Origin of the sequence: Streptomyces sp. NPDC028722, assembly GCF_040637655.1 — a bacterium.
Classification (GTDB): Bacteria; Actinomycetota; Actinomycetes; order Streptomycetales; family Streptomycetaceae; genus Streptomyces.
The window spans coordinates 477,029-494,396 of record NZ_JBEZWU010000001.1 but is presented as its reverse complement, the minus strand read 5'-3'; the positions used below and the strand labels follow the sequence as shown (position 1 = coordinate 494,396).

Sequence of the window (17,368 nt, the reverse complement as noted above, 5' to 3'; positions counted from 1 at the left end):
GTACCCGCACACCGAAGCCGAACTGTCCAGTAAACCTCAGGGAGTTGATGATGGCGGGCTTCGGGCAAGGAACGCGCGGGTACCCCCGGTCCCGCGGCCGGACGTGGCAGCGGACCGGGCCGGACCGTGCGACGCTCGGGATCATCGGAACCATCTGCGCGGTGGCCGGCTTCTTCGCGCTGGGCATCGTCCTCGGCCCCGTCGCGATGTTCTGCGGTTGGCAGTCGATGGGCCGCGCCTGGTCCAACGACCGCAACGTACCGGCTCTGGTGGCCCTGATCCTGGGCGCGATCGACACCCTGCTCGCCATCATCGCCCTGGCGGGCGCGGCGACCTGGGGCCACGGCCTGCTGTAAACGGCCGACGCGCTCACCGCGGCCGGCGGTGCCTCGCCGCAGGGGTGCGGGTGGATGTGTGGCCTGCGGGATCGTCGTGGCTGGTCGCGCAGGCCACACATCCACCCGCGCCCCTGGCGGGGTGCGGTCGGCGTGGGCCGGTCAAGCGCGGTGCCGGCTCGCCCGGCGTCGGTCAGCGGTGTTGCCGTTGTTCCGCGGTCAGGCGGGCCACCTCGGCCCGCAGGAGCCGTACCTCCTCGGTCAGGGAGGCGATCGCCTCCGTCTGCCGCCGTTCCTCCACGTCGTCCTTCTCGAACCGCGAGATGAACCACGCGGCGATGTTCGCGGTGACGACACCGAGCAGCGCGATGCCGGACAGCATCAGCCCGACCGCGATCATCCGTCCGAGCCCGGTGGTCGGCGCGTGGTCCCCGTACCCGACGGTCGTCATCGTCGTGAAGGACCACCACACGGCGTCGCCCAGCGTCAGGATGTTCCCGTGCGGCGATTCGCGTTCCACGGACAGCACCGCCAGCGAGCCGAACATCAGCAGCCCGATCACGGCCCCGACGACGTACGTGGTAAGCCGGATCTGCGGAGCCATCCGCGCCCGCCGGCCCACCAGCAGCAGGGTGGACACCAGGCGCAGCAGCCGCAGGGGCTGGAGCATCGGCAGGACCACCGCACACAGGTCGAGCCAGTGGCGCCGAACGAACTCCCTGCGGTGCGGGGTGAGGGCCAGCCGCATCAGGTAGTCGACGGCGAACGCGCCCCACACCACCCACTCCACCACCGTGCACGCGACCGTCAGCGAGCGTCCGGCGGACGCGTCCACGATCGGTACCGCGTAGGCGACGGCGAACGCGAGCGCGAACGCCAGCAGCGGCCGCTGGGTGTGCCGCTCCCACCGGGCCTGCGCCGACAGTTGTTCCATGCACGCATAGTAAAGAGAACGTAAGGGCGGTGGAGCGTCGGCTCCACCGCCCTCGGGTGTTTCCCGGGCCGCTCAGGTCACGCGTCGCCGCCCGCCGCGCCCGGGTCCGCCGCAGAGACGTCCAGCAGCTGGTACCGGTCGATGGCCTGCTTCAGCACGGACCGGTCCACCTTGCCCTCGCGCGCCAGCTCCGTCAGCACTGCCACCACGATCGACTGGGCGTCGATGTGGAAGAAGCGGCGCGCGGCCCCCCGGGTGTCGGCGAAGCCGAAGCCGTCCGCGCCGAGGGACTGGTAGGTGCCCGGCACCCACCGGGCGATCTGGTCCGGAACCGACCGCATCCAGTCGGACACGGCCACGAACGGGCCCTCCGCCGCGCCGAGCTTGCGGGTCACGTACGGCACCCGCTGCTCCTCCTCGGGATGCAGCAGGTTGTGCCGCTCGCACTCCACGGCCTCGCGGCGCAGTTCGTTCCAGGAGGTCGCGGACCACACGTCGGCCTTGACGTCCCACTCCTCGGCGAGGAGCCGCTGCGCCTCCAGTGCCCACGGCACCGCGACACCGGAGGCCATGATCTGCGCCGGGATCGAGCCGCCGGTGCCCACGCCGATCCGGTGGACGCCCTTCACGATGCCCTCGACGTCCACGTCCGCGGGCTCGGCCGGGTGCTGGATGGGCTCGTTGTAGACGGTCAGGTAGTAGAAGACGTCCTCGCCGTGCGGGTGCTCGGGCGAGCTGCCGTACATCCGGCGCAGGCCGTCCTGCACGATGTGCGCGATCTCGTAGGCGTACGCCGGGTCGTAGGCCACGCACGCCGGGTTGGTCGAGGCGAGCAGCTGCGAGTGGCCGTCCGCGTGCTGGAGGCCTTCACCCGTCAGGGTCGTACGGCCGGCGGTGGCACCCAGCACGAAACCGCGCGCCAGCTGGTCGGCCATCTGCCAGAACTGGTCACCGGTGCGCTGGAACCCGAACATCGAGTAGAAGACGTAGACCGGGATCAGCGGCTCGCCGTGCGTGGCGTACGCCGAGCCGGCCGCGATCAGCGAGGCCGTGCAGCCCGCCTCGGAGATGCCGTCGTGCAGCATCTGGCCGGTCGGCGACTCCTTGTAGGCCAGGAGCAGTTCCCGGTCCACCGCCTCGTACTGCTGGCCGAGCGGGTTGTAGATCTTCGCACTCGGGAAGAAGGAGTCCATGCCGAACGTGCGGTACTCGTCCGGGGCGATCAGCACGAACCGCTTGCCGATCTCCTTGTCGCGCATGAGGTCCTTGAGGAGGCGCACGAAGGCCATCGTCGTCGCGATGGACTGCTGACCCGTGCCCTTCTTCACCGTCGCGTACGTCTTGTCGTCCGGCAGCGCCAGCGGCTGGGAGCGCACGACGCGGGTGGGGACGTAACCGCCGAGCGACCGGCGGCGGTCGTGCATGTACTGCATCTCCTCCGTGTCCCGGCCCGGGTGGTAGTACGGCGGCAGGCCGGACTCCAGTTCCTTGTCGGAGATCGGCAGGTGCAGGCGGTCCCGGAAGCGCTTGAGGTCGTCGACCGTCAGCTTCTTCATCTGGTGGGTGGCGTTGCGGCCCTCGAAGTTCGGGCCCAGCGTCCAGCCCTTGACCGTCTTGGCCAGGATGACCGTCGGCTGGCCCCGGTGCTCCTTGGCCGCCTTGAACGCCGCGTAGATCTTGCGGTGGTCGTGGCCGCCGCGGCCCAGGTGCAGGATCTGGTCGTCGGTCATGTTCTCGACCATCGCCCGCAGCCGGTGGTCGTCGCCGAAGAAGTGGTCGCGGATGTAGGCGCCGGACTCGGTGGCGTACGTCTGGAACTGGCCGTCCGGGGTGCGGTTCATCTTGTTGACGAGGATGCCGTCCCGGTCCTGCGCGAGCAGCGGGTCCCAGGTGCGGTCCCAGATCAGCTTGATCACGTTCCAGCCGGCGCCCCGGAAGACCGACTCCAGTTCCTGGATGATCTTGCCGTTGCCGCGCACCGGGCCGTCGAGGCGCTGGAGGTTGCAGTTGACGACGAAGGTCAGGTTGTCCAGGCTCTCGCGCGCGGCGATGGTCAGCTGGCCGAGGGACTCCGGCTCGTCCATCTCGCCGTCGCCGAGGAACGCCCACACGTGCGAGCGGGAGGTGTCCGCGATACCGCGCGCCTCCATGTAGCGGTTCATCCGCGCCTGGTAGATCGCGCCGAGCGGGCCGAGGCCCATGGAGACCGTCGGGAACTCCCAGAAGTCCGGCATCGAGCGCGGGTGGGGGTAGCTGGACAGGCCGACCGGGTGCTTCGACTTCTCCTGGCGGAAGCCGTCCAGCTGTTCCTCGGTGAGCCGGTCGAGCAGGTACGCGCGGGCGTAGATGCCGGGGGAGGCGTGGCCCTGGAAGAAGACCTGGTCGCCGCCGTCGCCCTCGTCCTTGCCGCGGAAGAAGTGGTTGAAGCCGACGTCGTACAGGGAGGCGGAGGAGGCGAACGTGGCGATGTGGCCGCCGACGCCGATGCCGGGGCGCTGGGCGCGGGACACCATGACGGCCGCGTTCCAGCGGGTCGCGTTCAGGATCCGGCGCTCGATCTCCTCGTTGCCGGGGAAGAACGGCTCGCTCTTGGTGGGGATGGTGTTGACGTAGTCCGTGCTGCGCATCTCGGGCACGGCCACGCGCTTCTCGCGGGCCCGTTCGATCAGACGGAGCATGAGGTAGCGGGCCCGCTCCCGGCCGCGCTCGTCGACGGCGGCGTCCAGGGAGTCGAGCCACTCCTGGGTCTCTTCCGGATCGAAGTCAGGAACCTGACTCGGAAGGCCGCCAATGATGATCGGATTACCATCGGATCCGGAAGCCACGCTGTTCCTTACCTGTGAGAGGGCCAGTTTCTGCGCCTGCCTACGCCGACCCATCGTGTACCTCGGGGAGGCGTACGTCATCCGCACCGGTCAAAACGCAACGATACGCCCGGGGTGTGACGCGCTTGGCAAAGTCGTTCGAGTGACGTGTCTGCGGATGATTCCGAACGGCACAAACGGGGCACATCGGTGTGAGGTGGGTTACGTAGAATCGGGATACGGTGCCAGAAGTTGCGGCGACCCGGCCGGGATCGTCACCGTTTCGGCGGTCCCGACGGCCGGGTACTTGCGCGATCCGTCCCGCCCGTGTGGACTACGGCCAATGCTTCGCGCACGCGCGTGGCTGAGATATTCCCAAGACATGATCAGGAGGCACCCCGTGAGCGCGACCGCGGACCACGCGGAGGAGCGGACGAACCCTGCCGGCAGGCTGGGGTTCCAGCCCGGGCAGGTGGTCCAGGAGATCGGCTACGACGACGACGTCGATCAGGAGCTCCGCGAGGCCATCGAGGAAGCCATCGAGGGCGACCTCATGGACGAGGACTACGACGACGTGGCCGACGCCGTCGTGCTGTGGTTCCGTGATGACGACGGCGACCTGACGGATGCGCTGGTGGATGCCACCACGTACATCGAAGAGGGCGGCATCATCCTGCTCCTCACGCCGAAGACCGGCCGTTCGGGGTACGTGGAGCCGAGCGACATCCAGGACGCCGCGACGACGGCCGGCCTGACCGCGGCCAAGAGCGTCAGTGTCGGCAAGGACTGGAGCGGCAGCCGTCTGGCGACGCCCAAGGCGGCCAAGTCCAAGAGGTGACCGCCTCGTCACCACCACCGGACGGGCCGGGAACATCCGGCCCGTCCGCACCCCCCGGGGATCGCTGCGTAGGGTGGAGCACGGCGTTTGCTGTGCCCTCCCCCCGACAGCCCACCGAAGGGATGCACGACGATGGCGATCCAGGTCGGAGACAAGGCCCCCGACTTCGAGCTGAAGGACAACCACGGCCGGACCGTGCGGCTCTCGGAGTTCCACGGCGACAAGAACGTGGTCCTCCTCTTCTATCCGTTCGCCTTCACCGGCGTGTGCACCGGTGAGCTGTGCGAGCTGCGCGACAACCTGCCGAAGTTCTCGGACCGCGACACCCAGTTGCTCGCCGTCTCCAACGACTCCATCCACACTCTGCGCGTCTTCGCCGAGCAGGAGGGATTCGAGTACCCGCTGCTGAGCGACTTCTGGCCGCACGGTGAGGTCTCGCGCGCGTACGGCGTCCTCGACGTGGACAAGGGCTGCGCCGTTAGGGGCACCTTCATCATCGACAAGCAGGGCATCGTCCGGTGGACCGTGGTCAACGGCCTGCCCGACGCCCGTGACCTGGGCGAATACGTCAAGGCGCTCGACGCCCTCTGAGCCGTCCGGCGGCTCGGAACCGCCGATCCCCCATGCTCATGATCTGCGGGGGGCGGGAACCCGTCACTAGGATCGGCACGTTGATCCCATATCCGAAGCACGACGGGGCCCCGCCCCCGAACACCACATGGAGGACCCGTGGGAGTCAGCCTCAGCAAGGGCGGCAACGTATCCCTGACGAAGGAGGCCCCGGGCCTGACCGCCGTCATCGTCGGTCTGGGCTGGGACGTGCGCACCACGACCGGGTCGGACTTCGACCTCGACGCCAGTGCGCTGCTGCTGAACAACTCCGGCAAGGTCGCGAGCGACCAGCACTTCGTCTTCTTCAACAACCTCAAGAGCCCGGACGGGTCCGTCGAGCACACCGGCGACAACATCACCGGTGAGGGCGAGGGCGACGACGAACAGGTCAAGGTCGACCTGGCCGGCGTCCCGGCCGACGTCGAGAGGATCGTCTTCCCGGTGTCGATCTACGACGCCGAGAACCGCCAGCAGTCCTTCGGCCAGGTCCGCAACGCCTTCATCCGCGTCGTGAACCAGGCCAACCAGCAGGAGATCGCCCGCTACGACCTGAGCGAGGACGCCTCCACCGAGACCGCCATGGTCTTCGGCGAGCTCTACCGCAGCGGCCCGGAGTGGAAGTTCCGCGCCATCGGCCAGGGCTACGCCTCGGGTCTGCGCGGCATCGCCCAGGATTTCGGCGTCAACGTCTGACACCGATCCGCTCCCGCTCCGGCGCCGCACCGTTCCACGGGCGGCGCCGGACGCGCAGCACCACCAGGCAAGCACCACCCAGGGGAGGACCAGCATCATGGGCGTCACGCTCGCCAAGGGAGGCAACGTCTCCCTCTCCAAGGCCGCACCGAACCTCACCAACGTCATGATCGGGCTCGGCTGGGACGCGCGGTCCACCACCGGCGCCCCCTTCGACCTGGACGCCAGCGCGCTGCTGTGCGACGGCACCAACCGGGTGCTGGGCGACGAGTACTTCGTGTTCTACAACCAGCTCACGAGCCCCGAGGGCTCCGTGGAGCACACCGGGGACAACCTCACCGGCGAGGGCGAGGGCGACGACGAGTCGGTCCTGGTGGACCTCGGCAAGGTGCCGACCCGCTGCGAGAAGATCATCTTTCCGGTCTCCATCCATATGGCGGACGAGCGCGGCCAGACCTTCGGCCAGGTCTCCAACGCCTTCATCCGGGTCGTGAACCAAGCCGACGGCCAGGAGCTGGCCCGCTACGACCTCAGCGAGGACGCCTCCACCGAGACGGCCATGATTTTCGGCGAGCTGTACCGGTACCAGAGCGAGTGGAAGTTCCGTGCCGTCGGACAGGGGTACGCGTCGGGACTCCGGGGCATCGCTCTAGACTTCGGAGTCAACGTTTCGTAAAGCCGCGTACGGCGCGGGGGAGACCCTCCCCCAACAGATGATGGGGTAGCCAGTGCTTCTGAAAACCTTCGGCTGGTCGTTCGCGATTACCGCGCTCGGTCTGGTCGCTGCGGTGTTCTACGGGGGGTGGACCGCCTTCGGCATCGTGGCGATCCTCGCCGTCCTGGAAATCTCGCTCTCCTTCGACAACGCGGTGGTCAACGCCGGGATCCTGAAGAAGATGAGCGCCTTCTGGCAGAAGATCTTCCTCACGGTCGGCGTCCTCATCGCGGTCTTCGGCATGCGGCTGGTGTTCCCCGTCGTCATCGTGGCGGTCACCGCCAAGATGGGCCCGCTGCGGGCCGTCGACCTCGCGCTCAACGACAAGGACCGCTACCAGCAGCTGGTCACCGACGCGCACCCGGCGATCGCCGCCTTCGGTGGCATGTTCCTGCTGATGATCTTCCTCGACTTCATCTTCGAGGACCGGGACATCCAGTGGCTGCGATGGATCGAGCGGCCCCTGGCCAAGCTCGGCAAGGTCGACATGCTGTCGGTCTGCATCTCCCTCGTCGTCCTGCTCATCACCTCCTTCACCTTCGCCACCCAGGCCCACCAGCACGGCGGCGCCCACGCCGACAAGGCCCAGACGGTCCTGATCGCCGGCATCGCGGGTCTGATCACCTACATGGTCGTCGGCGGCCTCTCCGGCTTCTTCGAGGACAGGCTGGAGGAAGAGGAGGAGCGCGAGCACGAGCAGGAGGAAGAGGCCGCCCGCTCCGGCAAGCAGCGCTCCGCGGTCGTCCTGGCCGGCCAGGCCGCGTTCTTCATGTTCCTCTACCTCGAGGTCCTGGACGCGTCCTTCTCCTTCGACGGTGTGATCGGCGCCTTCGCCATCACCAACGACATCGTCCTGATGGCCCTCGGCCTCGGCATCGGCGCGATGTACGTCCGGTCGCTGACCGTGTACCTGGTCCGCCAGGGCACCCTCGACGACTACGTCTACCTGGAGCACGGCGCCCACTACGCGATCGGCGCCCTGGCCATCATCCTCATGGTCACCATCCGGTACGAGATCAACGAGGTCATCACCGGCCTCGTCGGTGTCGTCCTGATCGCCTGGTCCTTCTGGTCCTCCGTCCGCCGCAACCGCGCGCTGGCCGCGGCCGGCGAGGGCAGCGGAGACAAGGCGGAGGTTCCGTCCGGGGTGTGACAGCCCCGCGGGTGAGGAACGCTCTGAGCGGGGCGGCCGACGCGGTCGGCCGCCCCCGACGGCGTCTGGACGAGCACGTGAGTACCTGGGGGCGGGAATGGGTTTCTTCGACGGACTGCTGGGCGGGCGCGCCGCCGACTTCGACTCGGGCAACGCGACCAACGCCATCGAGCTCACCAGACGGCACCAGGCGGTGTCCCTCACCAAGCAGGACGCGGCCACCGGGCACCTGCGCGTCAACCTCACCTGGCGGATGCGCACCTCCGACTTCGACGGGGGCCGGCGCCCCAGCCTGCTGCGGCACCCCTTCCGGGCCCTGAAGCCACCGGAGATCCTCGGCCACGGGCAGAGCATGGTCGACGTCGACCTCGACCTCGGCTGCCTGTACGAGCTGGCCGACGGGACCAAGGGAGTCGTCCAGCCCCTCGGCGGCTACCTCGGCGACGTCAACGCGCCGCCGTACATCAAGCTCAGCGGCGACGACCGGTTCGGCTCGGGGTCCGGCGAGACGATGTACGTCAACCTCGACCACCGGGACGAGCTCAAGCGGCTGCTGGTCTTCGTCTACATCTACGACCGGACGCCCGCCTTCGACCGCACCCACGCGATCGTCACCCTCTACCCGAGCAACGGCCCCCGCATCGAGATAGGCCTGGACGAACGCCACCCCCAGGCCCGCTCCTGCGCCGTGGTCATGATCGAGAACGTCAAGGGGGAACTCGTCGTCCGCCGGGAGGTCAAGTTCGTCTACGGCTTCCAGGGCGAACTGGACCGCCTGTACGGCTGGGGACTCCAGTGGGGCCGGGGCTACAAGACCAAGGTGGACCGGTAGTCACGCGGGGGACGGGCCCGTAGGCGCCGCCCCTACCGCCCGAGGAACTGCGGCCCCTGCGGCGGCAGCCGGAAGTACGGGTCCGGCCCCACGGTCGCCGGCACAGGCACCGGCACCGGCTGGGGGTGCGTCTGCGGCGTCGGCTGCGGGTAGCCGTAGGCCGCCTGCGGAGGCACCGCGGACGCCGGCAGCTCCGGGGGCAGCGGCCGGGACCCCGGCCCGGCGGGAGCCGGCTCCTCCTCCGTCCCCTCCGTCCCCTCCGACTCGTCCACCGAGATCCCGAAGTCGGTGGCCAGCCCCCTCAGCCCGTTCGAGTAACCCTCGCCCAGCGCGCGGAACTTCCAGCCCTCCCCGCGCCGGTACAGCTCCCCGCAGATCAGCGCCGTCTCCGCACCGGTCTCCGGCTTGATGTCGAACCGGGCCAGCGGCTCGCCGTCGGCGGCCCCCGCGTCGTACAGCAGGATGCACAGCGCCGGCACCCGGTCGAAGGGGACACCGTCGGCGGAGGCGACCAGCAGGATCCGGCCGACACTCGGTTCGACACCGGGCAGGTCTGTCTGGATCGTGTCGGTCAGTCCCTCGGCGATCCGCTTCTTGCCCAGCCGCCACACCACCCCGGAAGGGTGCCGGGGCTGGTTGTAGAAGACGAAGTCCTCGTCGGAGCGCACACGGCCGTCGGGGCCCAGCAGCAGCGCCGAGGCGTCCACGTCCGGGACTTCCTGCCCCGGCGTCCAGCACAGCACCGCGCGGACCGTGGTGGCGTCCAGCGGGACGTTCGACCCCTTCAGCATCGCGTGCGTCATGCGGTCATCCTGCCCTCTCGGTCCTGCTCACGACAATGCGGGGGCGTGGCGCCGACATGGGCGGGTTACCGGAAATTCATGCCCACCGGGAACTCCGGACACGGATCCCTACGTACTATTACCGGCCACCCTTTACCGAATCCACAGACTCGGCTCGCACCCCAGAGGGAGTCCTATGCGTCATTTCGGGCACATCACCCCGGAGGTGCGTCAGCGCCTCTTCCACCGGGAGCCGTGCGCGTTCACCGCCGACTCCCCGGCCCGGCTGCTCTCCGCGGCCCTGGGAGCCACGCTGTACAGCCCGGCCACCCGGCCCCGGCTGGCCGACGACATCGTCACACAGGCCGGGAACGGCGTGGTCTCGATGGTGCTGTGCCTGGAGGACTCGATCGGTGACGCGGACGTCCCGGCGGGCGAGGAGAACCTCGTCCACCAGTTCACCGCCCTCGCCCGGCACGCCGCCCGGCCCGGCGTGGAGCTGCCCCTGCTGTTCATCCGGGTGCGCACCCCCGAGCAGATACCCGACCTCGTACGGCGTCTCGGTCCGGCCGTGCACCTGCTGTCCGGTTTCGTGCTGCCCAAGTTCACCGGGGAACGCGGCGTCCCCTTCCTGGAGGCCCTGACCGCCGCCGAGGCCACCGCCGGCCGGCGGCTCTTCGCCATGCCGGTCCTGGAGTCCCCCGAACTGCTCTACCTGGAGTCCCGCGTGGACGCCCTGGAGGGCATATTCCGCGCGGTCGACAAGTACCGCGAGCGGGTCCTGGCCCTCCGCCTCGGCGTGACCGACTTCTGCTCCTCCTACGGCCTGCGCCGCGCCCCCGACATGACGGCCTACGACGTCCGGATCGTCGCCTCCGTGATCGCCGACGTCGTGAACATGCTCGGCCGCGCCGACGGCACCGGCTTCACCGTCACCGGCCCGGTCTGGGAGTACTTCCGCGTCTCCGAGCGCATGTTCAAACCGCAGCTCCGGCAGAGCCCCTTCCTGGAGATGCAGGCCGTCGCGCTGCGCGAGAAGCTCATCGAGCACGCCATGGACGGCCTGCTCCGCGAGATCTCCCTGGACCAGGCCAACGGCCTCCTCGGCAAGACCTGCATCCACCCCTCCCACGTCCTGCCCGTCCACGCGCTCTCCGTGGTCAGCCACGAGGAGTTCAGCGACGCCCAGGACATCCTGCGGCCGGAACGGGGCGGCGGGGGTGTCCTCAGGTCGGCGTACACGAACAAGATGAACGAGGTGAAGCCGCACCGCGCCTGGGCCGAGCGGACCCTGCTGCGCGCCGAGGTGTTCGGCGTCGCCAACGAGGACGTCGGCTTCGTGGAGCTGCTCGCCGCCGGCATACCCGGCTGACCTTGCCCACCTCTTTCCAAGGAACGCATGAACAACGCAGTGAACGACGGGGTCTGGTCCGGCAGCTGGGTCGCCGAGCGACTCGGGGTCGGACTCACGGGCGACGACGGGCTGCCGGCCCTCCTCGGGCTCGCCCTGCGCCGCAACCCCAAGCGGGCCCACCTGCTGGTCTCCAACGTCCTCGGCAAGCACGTCCCGCAGACGCCGTCCGTGGTCCACGGCCACGGGTTCCGGCTGGGCCGCCGGGTCGCGGAGCTGCTCGGGACGCAGACGGCCGCCGCCGTCGTCCTCGGCTACGCGGAGACCGCGACCGGGCTGGGCCACGCGGTGGCCGACGGCCTCGGGACGGCCCCGTACCTGCACTCCACCCGCCGGCCGGTGGCCGGCGTCGCCCGGGCCGGCGGCTTCGAGGAGTCCCACTCCCACGCCACGTCCCATCTGCTGCTCCCCGAGGATCCCGGGCTGCTGTCCGGCGACGGGCCGCTGGTTCTGGTGGACGACGAGTTCTCCACCGGCAACACGGTCCTGAACACCATCCGCGACCTGCACGAACGGTATCCGCGGCGGCGCTATGTCGTCGTCGCGCTGGTGGACATGCGCGCACCCGAGGACACCGCCCGGATGGAACGGTTCGCCGGTGAGATCGGGGCGCGGGTGGATCTCGTCGCCGCCGCGTCCGGGACCGTGCGGCTGCCGGAGGGGGTGCTGGAGAAGGGGCAGGAGCTGGTCGCGCGGTTCACGTCCGCCGCCGACGTCCCCCCGCACGCCCGGGAAGAGACCCCCGGGCCGGGGCAGACGGCCCGGGTCGACCTGCACTGGCCCCCCGGCCTCCCCGACGGCGGCCGGCACGGCTTCACGCCCGCCCACCGCGCCCGCCTCGACGCCGCGCTGCCCGCCATGGCCGCCCGCACCGCCGCGGCCCTGCCCGCCGGCGCCCGCCGCGTCCTCGTACTCGGGTCCGAGGAGCTGATGTACGCCCCGCTGCGGCTCGCCCGCGAGCTGGAACGGCTCCTGCCGGCCGACGTGCGGTTCTCCACCACCACCCGCTCACCCGTGCTCGCGGTCGACGACCCCGGCTACGCCATCCGCACCCGCCTGGTCTTCCCCGCCCACGACGACCCGGCCGACGGCCCCGGCGAGCGCTACGCCTACAACGTCGCCGGCGCCGGCTTCGACGCCGTCGTCGCCGTGGTCGACTCGGCCGGCGACACCCCCGCCCTGCACGCGCCCGACGGCCTCCTCGCCCGCCTCGCCGCGCACGTCCCGCACGTCCTGCTCACGGTCGTCCCCTCGTACGTCCCGCACGCACCCGAAAGGCCGGCCATGCTGCCCGAGCCCCTCCGCGGCCCCGCTTTCTCCTCGTACGCGCCCGAGGAGGTCGGCTGGCTGCTCCAGGACCTCTCCGACGTCACCCTGGAGGCGCCGACCGAGGAGCGCGAGGAGGCCATCCAGAGCGGCGGGGCGCACTACGCCGAGTCACTGCCGGTGGAGTACCAGCCCAGCGAGCAGTACCAGCAGCTGTTCCACGCCGCCCTGGACGCCTCGGCCGCACGGATCGCCCGGGCGGCCGGCGCGGTGACGGAACTGGTCCTGGCGGAGCGCTCGCCGCGCCCGGTGCTGGTCTCCCTCGCCCGCGCGGGCACCCCGGTCGGCATCCTCATGCGCCGCTGGGCGCGGTTCCGGCACGGCCTCGACCTGCCGCACTACGCCGTCTCCATCGTCCGGGGCCGGGGCATCGACGCCAACGCACTGCGCTGGCTCGCCGCCCACCACGACCCCCGGGACGTCGTCTTCGTGGACGGCTGGACCGGCAAGGGCGCCATCACCCGCGAACTCGCCCAGGCCGTCGAGGAGTTCGAGGCGAAGGAGGACATCACGGACTTCGATCCGGAGATCGCCGTCCTCGCCGACCCCGGCTCCTGCGTCCGCACCTACGGCACCCGCGAGGACTTCCTCATCCCCTCCGCCTGCCTCAACTCCACGGTGTCCGGCCTCATCTCCCGCACCGTCCTGCGCGCGGACCTGGTCGGCCCGGACGACTTCCACGGCGCCAAGTTCTACCGCGAACTCGCCGGCTCCGACGTCTCCGGGGCCTTCCTCGACGCCGTCTCGGCCCGCTTCCCTGAGGTCGCGGACTCCGTCGGCGCGGCGGCCGGGGAGCTGATGGCCGAGGACCGTTCGCCCACCTGGGCCGGCTGGCGGGCCGTGGAGCGCATCAGCGAGGAGTACGGCATCCACGACGTGAACCTCGTCAAGCCCGGCGTCGGCGAGACAACCCGGGTGCTGCTGCGCCGGGTGCCGTGGAAGATCCTCGCGCGGGCCGGCGCCGGCACCGACCTGGACCACGTCCGGCTGCTCGCCGGGCAGCGCGGGGTGCCGGTCGAGGAGGTCGACGGCCTGCCGTACACCTGCGTCGGGCTGATCCACCCCCAGTACACGCGCGGTGCCACGGGTGCCGACGGCCGGGCGGTGACCGCGTGATGCCGGTGCTGGTGGCGAGCGACCTCGACCGTACGCTGATCTACTCCGCCGCGGCCCTCGCGCTGACCATGCCGGACGCACGGGCGCCCCGGCTGCTGTGCGTGGAGGTGCACGAGGCACGGCCGCTGTCCTATCTGACGGAGACCGCGGCCCGGCTGCTGACCGAGCTCGGCGACGCGGCCGTCTTCGTGCCGACGACGACCCGGACGCGCAAGCAGTACCAGCGCATCAACCTCCCCGGGCCGCCGCCGAAGTACGCGATCTGCGCCAACGGCGGCCACCTCCTGGTCGACGGGGTCACCGACGCCGGCTGGCACGCCGGCGTGCAGGCGCGGCTCGCCGACGAGTGCGCGCCGCTGGAGGAGATCCGCGAGCACCTGCTGAGGTCCGCCGACCCGGTCTGGGTGCGCCGGCAGCGGATCGCCGAGGACCTGTTCGCCTACCTCGTGGTCGAGCGCGAGCTGCTGCCCGAGGAGTGGGTGAAGGAGCTGGCGGTGTGGGCGGAGGACCGGGGCTGGACGGTCTCGCTCCAGGGCCGCAAGATCTACGCCGTGCCGAAGCCGCTCACCAAGAGCGCGGCCGTCCGCGAGGTCGCCCGCCGCACCGGCGCGGAGCTGACGCTGGCGGCGGGGGACTCGCTGCTCGACGCCGACCTGCTGCTGGCCGCCGACCGCGGCTGGCGCCCCGGCCACGGCGAGCTGGCCGACTCCGCGTGGAACGCGCCGCACATCAGCGCGCTGCCGGAGCGGGGGGTGCTGGCGGGGGAGCGGATCCTGCGGGAGTTCCTGGAGGCTGCGGGGACGGCGCGGGCGGCCGAGGGGGCGGCGCGGGCTGGACACGGGTCGACGGCGGTCGGCCCACAGTCGTAGGCCCACGGGAGTCGGCCCACAGTCGTAGGCCTACCGGTGTTGGCCTGCCGGTGGGGGCCTACCGGTGTTGGCCTACGACTGTTGGCCTGCCGGTGTTGGCCAAAGGCTGTGGGCCTACCGGTGGTGGCCTACGGCTGTGGGCCTACCGGTGGTGGCCTACCGGTGGTGGCCTACGAATGTTGGCAACGCCTGTAGGCCAACACCCGTTGGCACCCGCCCCCACTCAGCCGCAGCACCCTCCGCCGCAGCACCCACCGCCCCCGCCTCCGCCGGCCCGGGGTGCCGGGGCCGGGGCGGGGGTGCGGGAGACGCCGGCCACGGCCACCGTCGACAGCAGTTTGACCGTGTCGTCGTGGCCCGCGGGGCAGCTCGCGGGGGTGGCGGACTCCGCCATCGGGCGGTTCAGTTCGAACGTGTTGCCGCAGGTCCGGCAGCGGTACTCGTAGCGAGGCATGGGCCCAGGTTAGTCGTCAGGGGCTCCTGGGGGGCATCTCAATGTTCCATGAGTGTTGCTTACTATCCGGCATATGTGCGGGGCATTCGAAAACGTTACTGATAATTTGTGAATGCCGTTGCGAGGATGCTCAGCTCACCCGCGCGAGCAAGACCTAGTGCGGAGGGAGACGCAGGCGTGACCGACGCGTCGCAGGGGGAGGGCGGCTCCATGGGGGATGGCCGGGGCGAAAAGCCACGGGAGGCCGACGAGACCCTGCATCTGAGAGTGGACGCCCTCAGGGCCGACGAGACCATGCAGCTGCGGGTCCCGCCGCCGCCCGAGCCGTCCGCCCCGGCCGGCGGCCGGGCGGAGCGGCGGCGCGGCGCGCGCGCCGCCGAGGGCACCCCGGCGGGTACTTCCGGCCGTTCTTCCGGCCGTTCTTCCGGTGGCCGTTCCACGGGCGGCCGTTCCGCCGGTCTGTCCTCCGGCCTCTCCGCCGCCCGTGAGCGCGCCGTCGCCGCCCTCACCCCGCTGCTCGCCCCGCTGGCGCCGTACGCGCGCCGCCTGGCCCCGTACGCCCGCCGTCTGAAGCCGGTCTACCCGCGCCCCGGCCGGACCGGCTGGCGGCGCTGGATACCCTCCTGGCGCCAGTCGCTCGGCGCCGTCCTGACCTCGTTCGGCCTGCTCGGCGCGTTCCTCGTGACCGCCTACGCGATGACGGACATACCGAGCAATATCAACTCGTACGCGACGCAGCAGGACAACGTGTACTTCTGGTCCGACGGTACGCCCATGGCCCGGACGGGCTGGGTGCAGCGGCAGGCGATGCCGCTGCGGGACATACCCCCGGACGTCCGCTGGGCGGTGCTCGCGGCGGAGAACGAGAGCTTCTACTCGGACCCGGGCATATCCGCCAAGGGCATCACCCGGGCGCTGTTCCGCACGCTGGGCCAGGGGGACACCGAGGGCGGGTCCACCATCACCCAGCAGTACGTCAAAAACGTTTATCTCACACAGAATCAGACGGTAAGCCGCAAATTCACCGAGGCGATGATCTCCCTCAAGCTCGACAACGCGATGAGCAAGGACCAGATCCTCGAGGGCTATCTCAACACCAGCTGGTTCGGCCGCGGCACCTACGGCATCCAGCGGGCGGCGCAGGCGTACTACGGCAAGGACGTCGGCAAGCTCGACGCCTCCCAGGCGGCCATGCTCGCCTCGCTGCTCAAGGGCGCCGGTCTGTACGACCCGACGCTGAGCAAGGCCAACCACACGCGGGCGGTGGAGCGCTGGTCCTGGATCCTCGACCGCATGGTCAAGATCGGCAAGCTGTCGCCGCGGGAACGGGCCGGGTACACGAAGTTCCCCGAGCCGCTGAAGAGCAATCCGCTGTACGACACCGGTGAGCAGAGCGACTACCTGGTGGAGCTGGCGACGCAGTACGCCAAGAAGGCCGCGCATCTGACGGACAAGCAGTTCGACCTGGGCGGCTACCAGATCTACACGACGTTCGACCGCAAGCGGGAGAAGGCGCTGACCGACGCCGTCACCAAGGCCCGCGAGCAGGCGAAGCGGGACGACCCGAAGGTGGCGGCGGACGCGCACTACGGCGCCTCCTCGGTGGCCGCGGACGGGCGCGTCCTGGCCGTCTACGGCGGCCCGGACCACCGTAAGCAGGGCTACAACGACTCCAACGCGACCACCGTCCCGGCCGGCACCGCGTTCACGCCGTTCGTCTACGCCGCCGGACTCGAACACGGCGTCCGCACGTCACGCGACGGGCCCGCCACGCCCGTCACCCCGGACTCCGTGTACGACGGCGACGACGGCGTGCCCGTCACCACCCCGGAGGGGCCCTACTGGGACCGCAGCGGCAAGAAGGTCGCCGCGCACAACGACGGCGGGAGGTCGTACGGGCGGGTCACGCTGCGGGAGGCGATGGCCCGGTCGGTGAACACCCCGTTCATGCAGCTCGGCATGGACGCCGGGCTGGCCACCGTACGAAGGACCGCCGAGGCGTCCGGGCTGCTGCCCTCCAGCATCGGCCCCCAGGTACCCGCCCTGTCGCTGGGCAACTCCACGCCGAGTGCGATCCGGATGGCCAGCGGTTACGCCACGTTCGCGGCCGGCGGCACCCACACCGAGCCGTACTCGGTGCGCCGCGTCACCCGGAACGGCGCCCCGGTCGCCCTGACCGTCCCGCACGCCAGGCGGGCGGTCGGCGGCAAGGTGGCCGAGGAGGTCACCGAGGCGCTCACCGACTCCTTCCGCACCGCCCATCCGGAGGTGGCGGCCGGCCGGACCGGGGTGTCGGGCAAGGCCGGCACCACCGAGAAGGACACCGCCGCCTGGTACGTCGGCACGGCCGACTCCGTGTCCACCGCGGCCGTCGTCTACCGCATCGACCTGGCCACGTCTCTGGAGCCGCTGCCGCTCCAAGGACTGGCCGGCACCTCCGACAACAGCGTCCCGTACGCCCTCTGGTCTGCCGCGACGGGCCTCGGCTGAGACC

15 protein-coding genes are annotated in these 17,368 nt (G+C 70.6%); 11 read left to right on the top strand and 4 right to left on the bottom strand.

The annotated features are described in order from the left end of the window. Window positions 1-47: 47 nt before the first annotated feature. Window positions 48-356 carry a small hydrophobic protein gene (locus tag AB0F03_RS02225; RefSeq protein WP_356816112.1) on the top strand — a complete coding sequence of 103 codons (309 nt, stop codon included), beginning with the start codon at window positions 48-50 and terminating at the stop codon, window positions 354-356. A 172-nt stretch (window positions 357-528) separates the two neighbouring features. On the opposite strand, the gene AB0F03_RS02220 is transcribed toward AB0F03_RS02225, so the two are convergent. Both AB0F03_RS02220 and aceE read right to left on the bottom strand, forming a co-directional pair. Continuing rightward, the gene (locus AB0F03_RS02220) at window positions 529-1,269 is read right to left on the bottom strand and encodes a potassium channel family protein (RefSeq protein ID WP_361985543.1); all 741 of its coding nucleotides are present in this window, start codon (window positions 1,267-1,269) and stop codon (window positions 529-531) included. A 77-nt stretch (window positions 1,270-1,346) separates the two neighbouring features. Beyond that, entirely contained in the window at window positions 1,347-4,094 is a 2,748-nt protein-coding gene (aceE, locus tag AB0F03_RS02215) for a pyruvate dehydrogenase (acetyl-transferring), homodimeric type (protein ID WP_361985540.1), read from the bottom strand. Between the two features lie 379 nt (window positions 4,095-4,473). On the opposite strand from aceE, the gene AB0F03_RS02210 reads away from it, so the two are divergent. From AB0F03_RS02210 to AB0F03_RS02185, 6 genes are all read left to right on the top strand, one after another. After that, window positions 4,474-4,911 (top strand): DUF3052 domain-containing protein, encoded by a 438-nt coding sequence (locus tag AB0F03_RS02210; RefSeq protein WP_356816109.1) that lies wholly within the window; start codon window positions 4,474-4,476, stop codon window positions 4,909-4,911. A gap of 132 nt (window positions 4,912-5,043) precedes the next feature. Continuing rightward, window positions 5,044-5,502, top strand: a complete 459-nt coding sequence (locus AB0F03_RS02205; RefSeq protein ID WP_361985537.1) for a peroxiredoxin — start codon at window positions 5,044-5,046, stop codon at window positions 5,500-5,502. Window positions 5,503-5,640: 138 nt separating this feature from the next. Continuing rightward, on the top strand, window positions 5,641-6,216 hold the full coding sequence (locus AB0F03_RS02200; protein ID WP_361985535.1) for a TerD family protein: 576 nt from the start codon (window positions 5,641-5,643) through the stop codon (window positions 6,214-6,216). Window positions 6,217-6,313: 97 nt separating this feature from the next. Next, window positions 6,314-6,892, top strand: coding sequence for a TerD family protein (locus tag AB0F03_RS02195; protein ID WP_361985532.1), 579 nt, complete (start codon window positions 6,314-6,316; stop codon window positions 6,890-6,892). Window positions 6,893-6,944: 52 nt separating this feature from the next. Beyond that, window positions 6,945-8,084 carry a DUF475 domain-containing protein gene (locus tag AB0F03_RS02190; protein ID WP_361985529.1) on the top strand — a complete coding sequence of 380 codons (1,140 nt, stop codon included), beginning with the start codon at window positions 6,945-6,947 and terminating at the stop codon, window positions 8,082-8,084. A gap of 97 nt (window positions 8,085-8,181) precedes the next feature. Then, window positions 8,182-8,916, top strand: a complete 735-nt coding sequence (locus AB0F03_RS02185; protein ID WP_361985526.1) for a Tellurium resistance — start codon at window positions 8,182-8,184, stop codon at window positions 8,914-8,916. Window positions 8,917-8,948: 32 nt separating this feature from the next. On the opposite strand, the gene AB0F03_RS02180 is transcribed toward AB0F03_RS02185, so the two are convergent. Beyond that, on the bottom strand, window positions 8,949-9,719 hold the full coding sequence (locus tag AB0F03_RS02180) for a TerD family protein (protein ID WP_361985523.1): 771 nt from the start codon (window positions 9,717-9,719) through the stop codon (window positions 8,949-8,951). Window positions 9,720-9,894: 175 nt separating this feature from the next. Here AB0F03_RS02180 and AB0F03_RS02175 point away from each other — a divergent pair, with 175 nt between their 5' ends. The 3 genes from AB0F03_RS02175 to AB0F03_RS02165 are packed head-to-tail and all read left to right on the top strand — an operon-like array spanning window position 9,895 to window position 14,420. Further along, window positions 9,895-11,070: an HpcH/HpaI aldolase/citrate lyase family protein gene (locus AB0F03_RS02175; protein ID WP_361985520.1), complete on the top strand. Its 1,176-nt coding sequence runs from the start codon at window positions 9,895-9,897 to the stop codon at window positions 11,068-11,070. A gap of 27 nt (window positions 11,071-11,097) precedes the next feature. Next, window positions 11,098-13,551, top strand: coding sequence for a phosphoribosyltransferase (locus AB0F03_RS02170; RefSeq protein WP_361985517.1), 2,454 nt, complete (start codon window positions 11,098-11,100; stop codon window positions 13,549-13,551). After that, window positions 13,551-14,420, top strand: coding sequence for an HAD family hydrolase (locus tag AB0F03_RS02165; protein ID WP_361985514.1), 870 nt, complete (start codon window positions 13,551-13,553; stop codon window positions 14,418-14,420). The genes AB0F03_RS02170 and AB0F03_RS02165 overlap by 1 nt, the downstream gene beginning before the upstream one ends. A gap of 223 nt (window positions 14,421-14,643) precedes the next feature. On the opposite strand, the gene AB0F03_RS02160 is transcribed toward AB0F03_RS02165, so the two are convergent. Continuing rightward, window positions 14,644-14,874 carry a zinc ribbon domain-containing protein gene (locus AB0F03_RS02160; protein ID WP_361985511.1) on the bottom strand — a complete coding sequence of 77 codons (231 nt, stop codon included), beginning with the start codon at window positions 14,872-14,874 and terminating at the stop codon, window positions 14,644-14,646. A 177-nt stretch (window positions 14,875-15,051) separates the two neighbouring features. Between AB0F03_RS02160 and AB0F03_RS02155 the strand changes: the two genes are divergently transcribed. Further along, a complete protein-coding gene (locus tag AB0F03_RS02155; RefSeq protein WP_361985508.1) occupies window positions 15,052-17,364 on the top strand; it encodes a transglycosylase domain-containing protein in 2,313 nt (770 codons plus the stop codon). Window positions 17,365-17,368 lie beyond the last annotated feature (4 nt).

Bases quoted from the DNA above. Each gene is read 5' to 3' on its own strand.
- AB0F03_RS02225 (WP_356816112.1), top strand. From the start codon at position 48: ATGATGGCGGGCTTCGGGCAAGGAACGCGCGGGTACCCCCGGTCCCGC.
- AB0F03_RS02220 (WP_361985543.1), bottom strand. From the start codon at position 1,269: ATGGAACAACTGTCGGCGCAGGCCCGGTGGGAGCGGCACACCCAGCGG.
- AB0F03_RS02205 (WP_361985537.1), top strand. From the start codon at position 5,044: ATGGCGATCCAGGTCGGAGACAAGGCCCCCGACTTCGAGCTGAAGGAC.
- AB0F03_RS02195 (WP_361985532.1), top strand. From the start codon at position 6,314: ATGGGCGTCACGCTCGCCAAGGGAGGCAACGTCTCCCTCTCCAAGGCC.
- AB0F03_RS02185 (WP_361985526.1), top strand. From the start codon at position 8,182: ATGGGTTTCTTCGACGGACTGCTGGGCGGGCGCGCCGCCGACTTCGAC.
- AB0F03_RS02180 (WP_361985523.1), bottom strand. From the start codon at position 9,719: ATGACGCACGCGATGCTGAAGGGGTCGAACGTCCCGCTGGACGCCACC.
- AB0F03_RS02175 (WP_361985520.1), top strand. From the start codon at position 9,895: ATGCGTCATTTCGGGCACATCACCCCGGAGGTGCGTCAGCGCCTCTTC.
- AB0F03_RS02170 (WP_361985517.1), top strand. From the start codon at position 11,098: ATGAACAACGCAGTGAACGACGGGGTCTGGTCCGGCAGCTGGGTCGCC.
- AB0F03_RS02165 (WP_361985514.1), top strand. From the start codon at position 13,551: ATGCCGGTGCTGGTGGCGAGCGACCTCGACCGTACGCTGATCTACTCC.
- AB0F03_RS02160 (WP_361985511.1), bottom strand. From the start codon at position 14,874: ATGCCTCGCTACGAGTACCGCTGCCGGACCTGCGGCAACACGTTCGAA.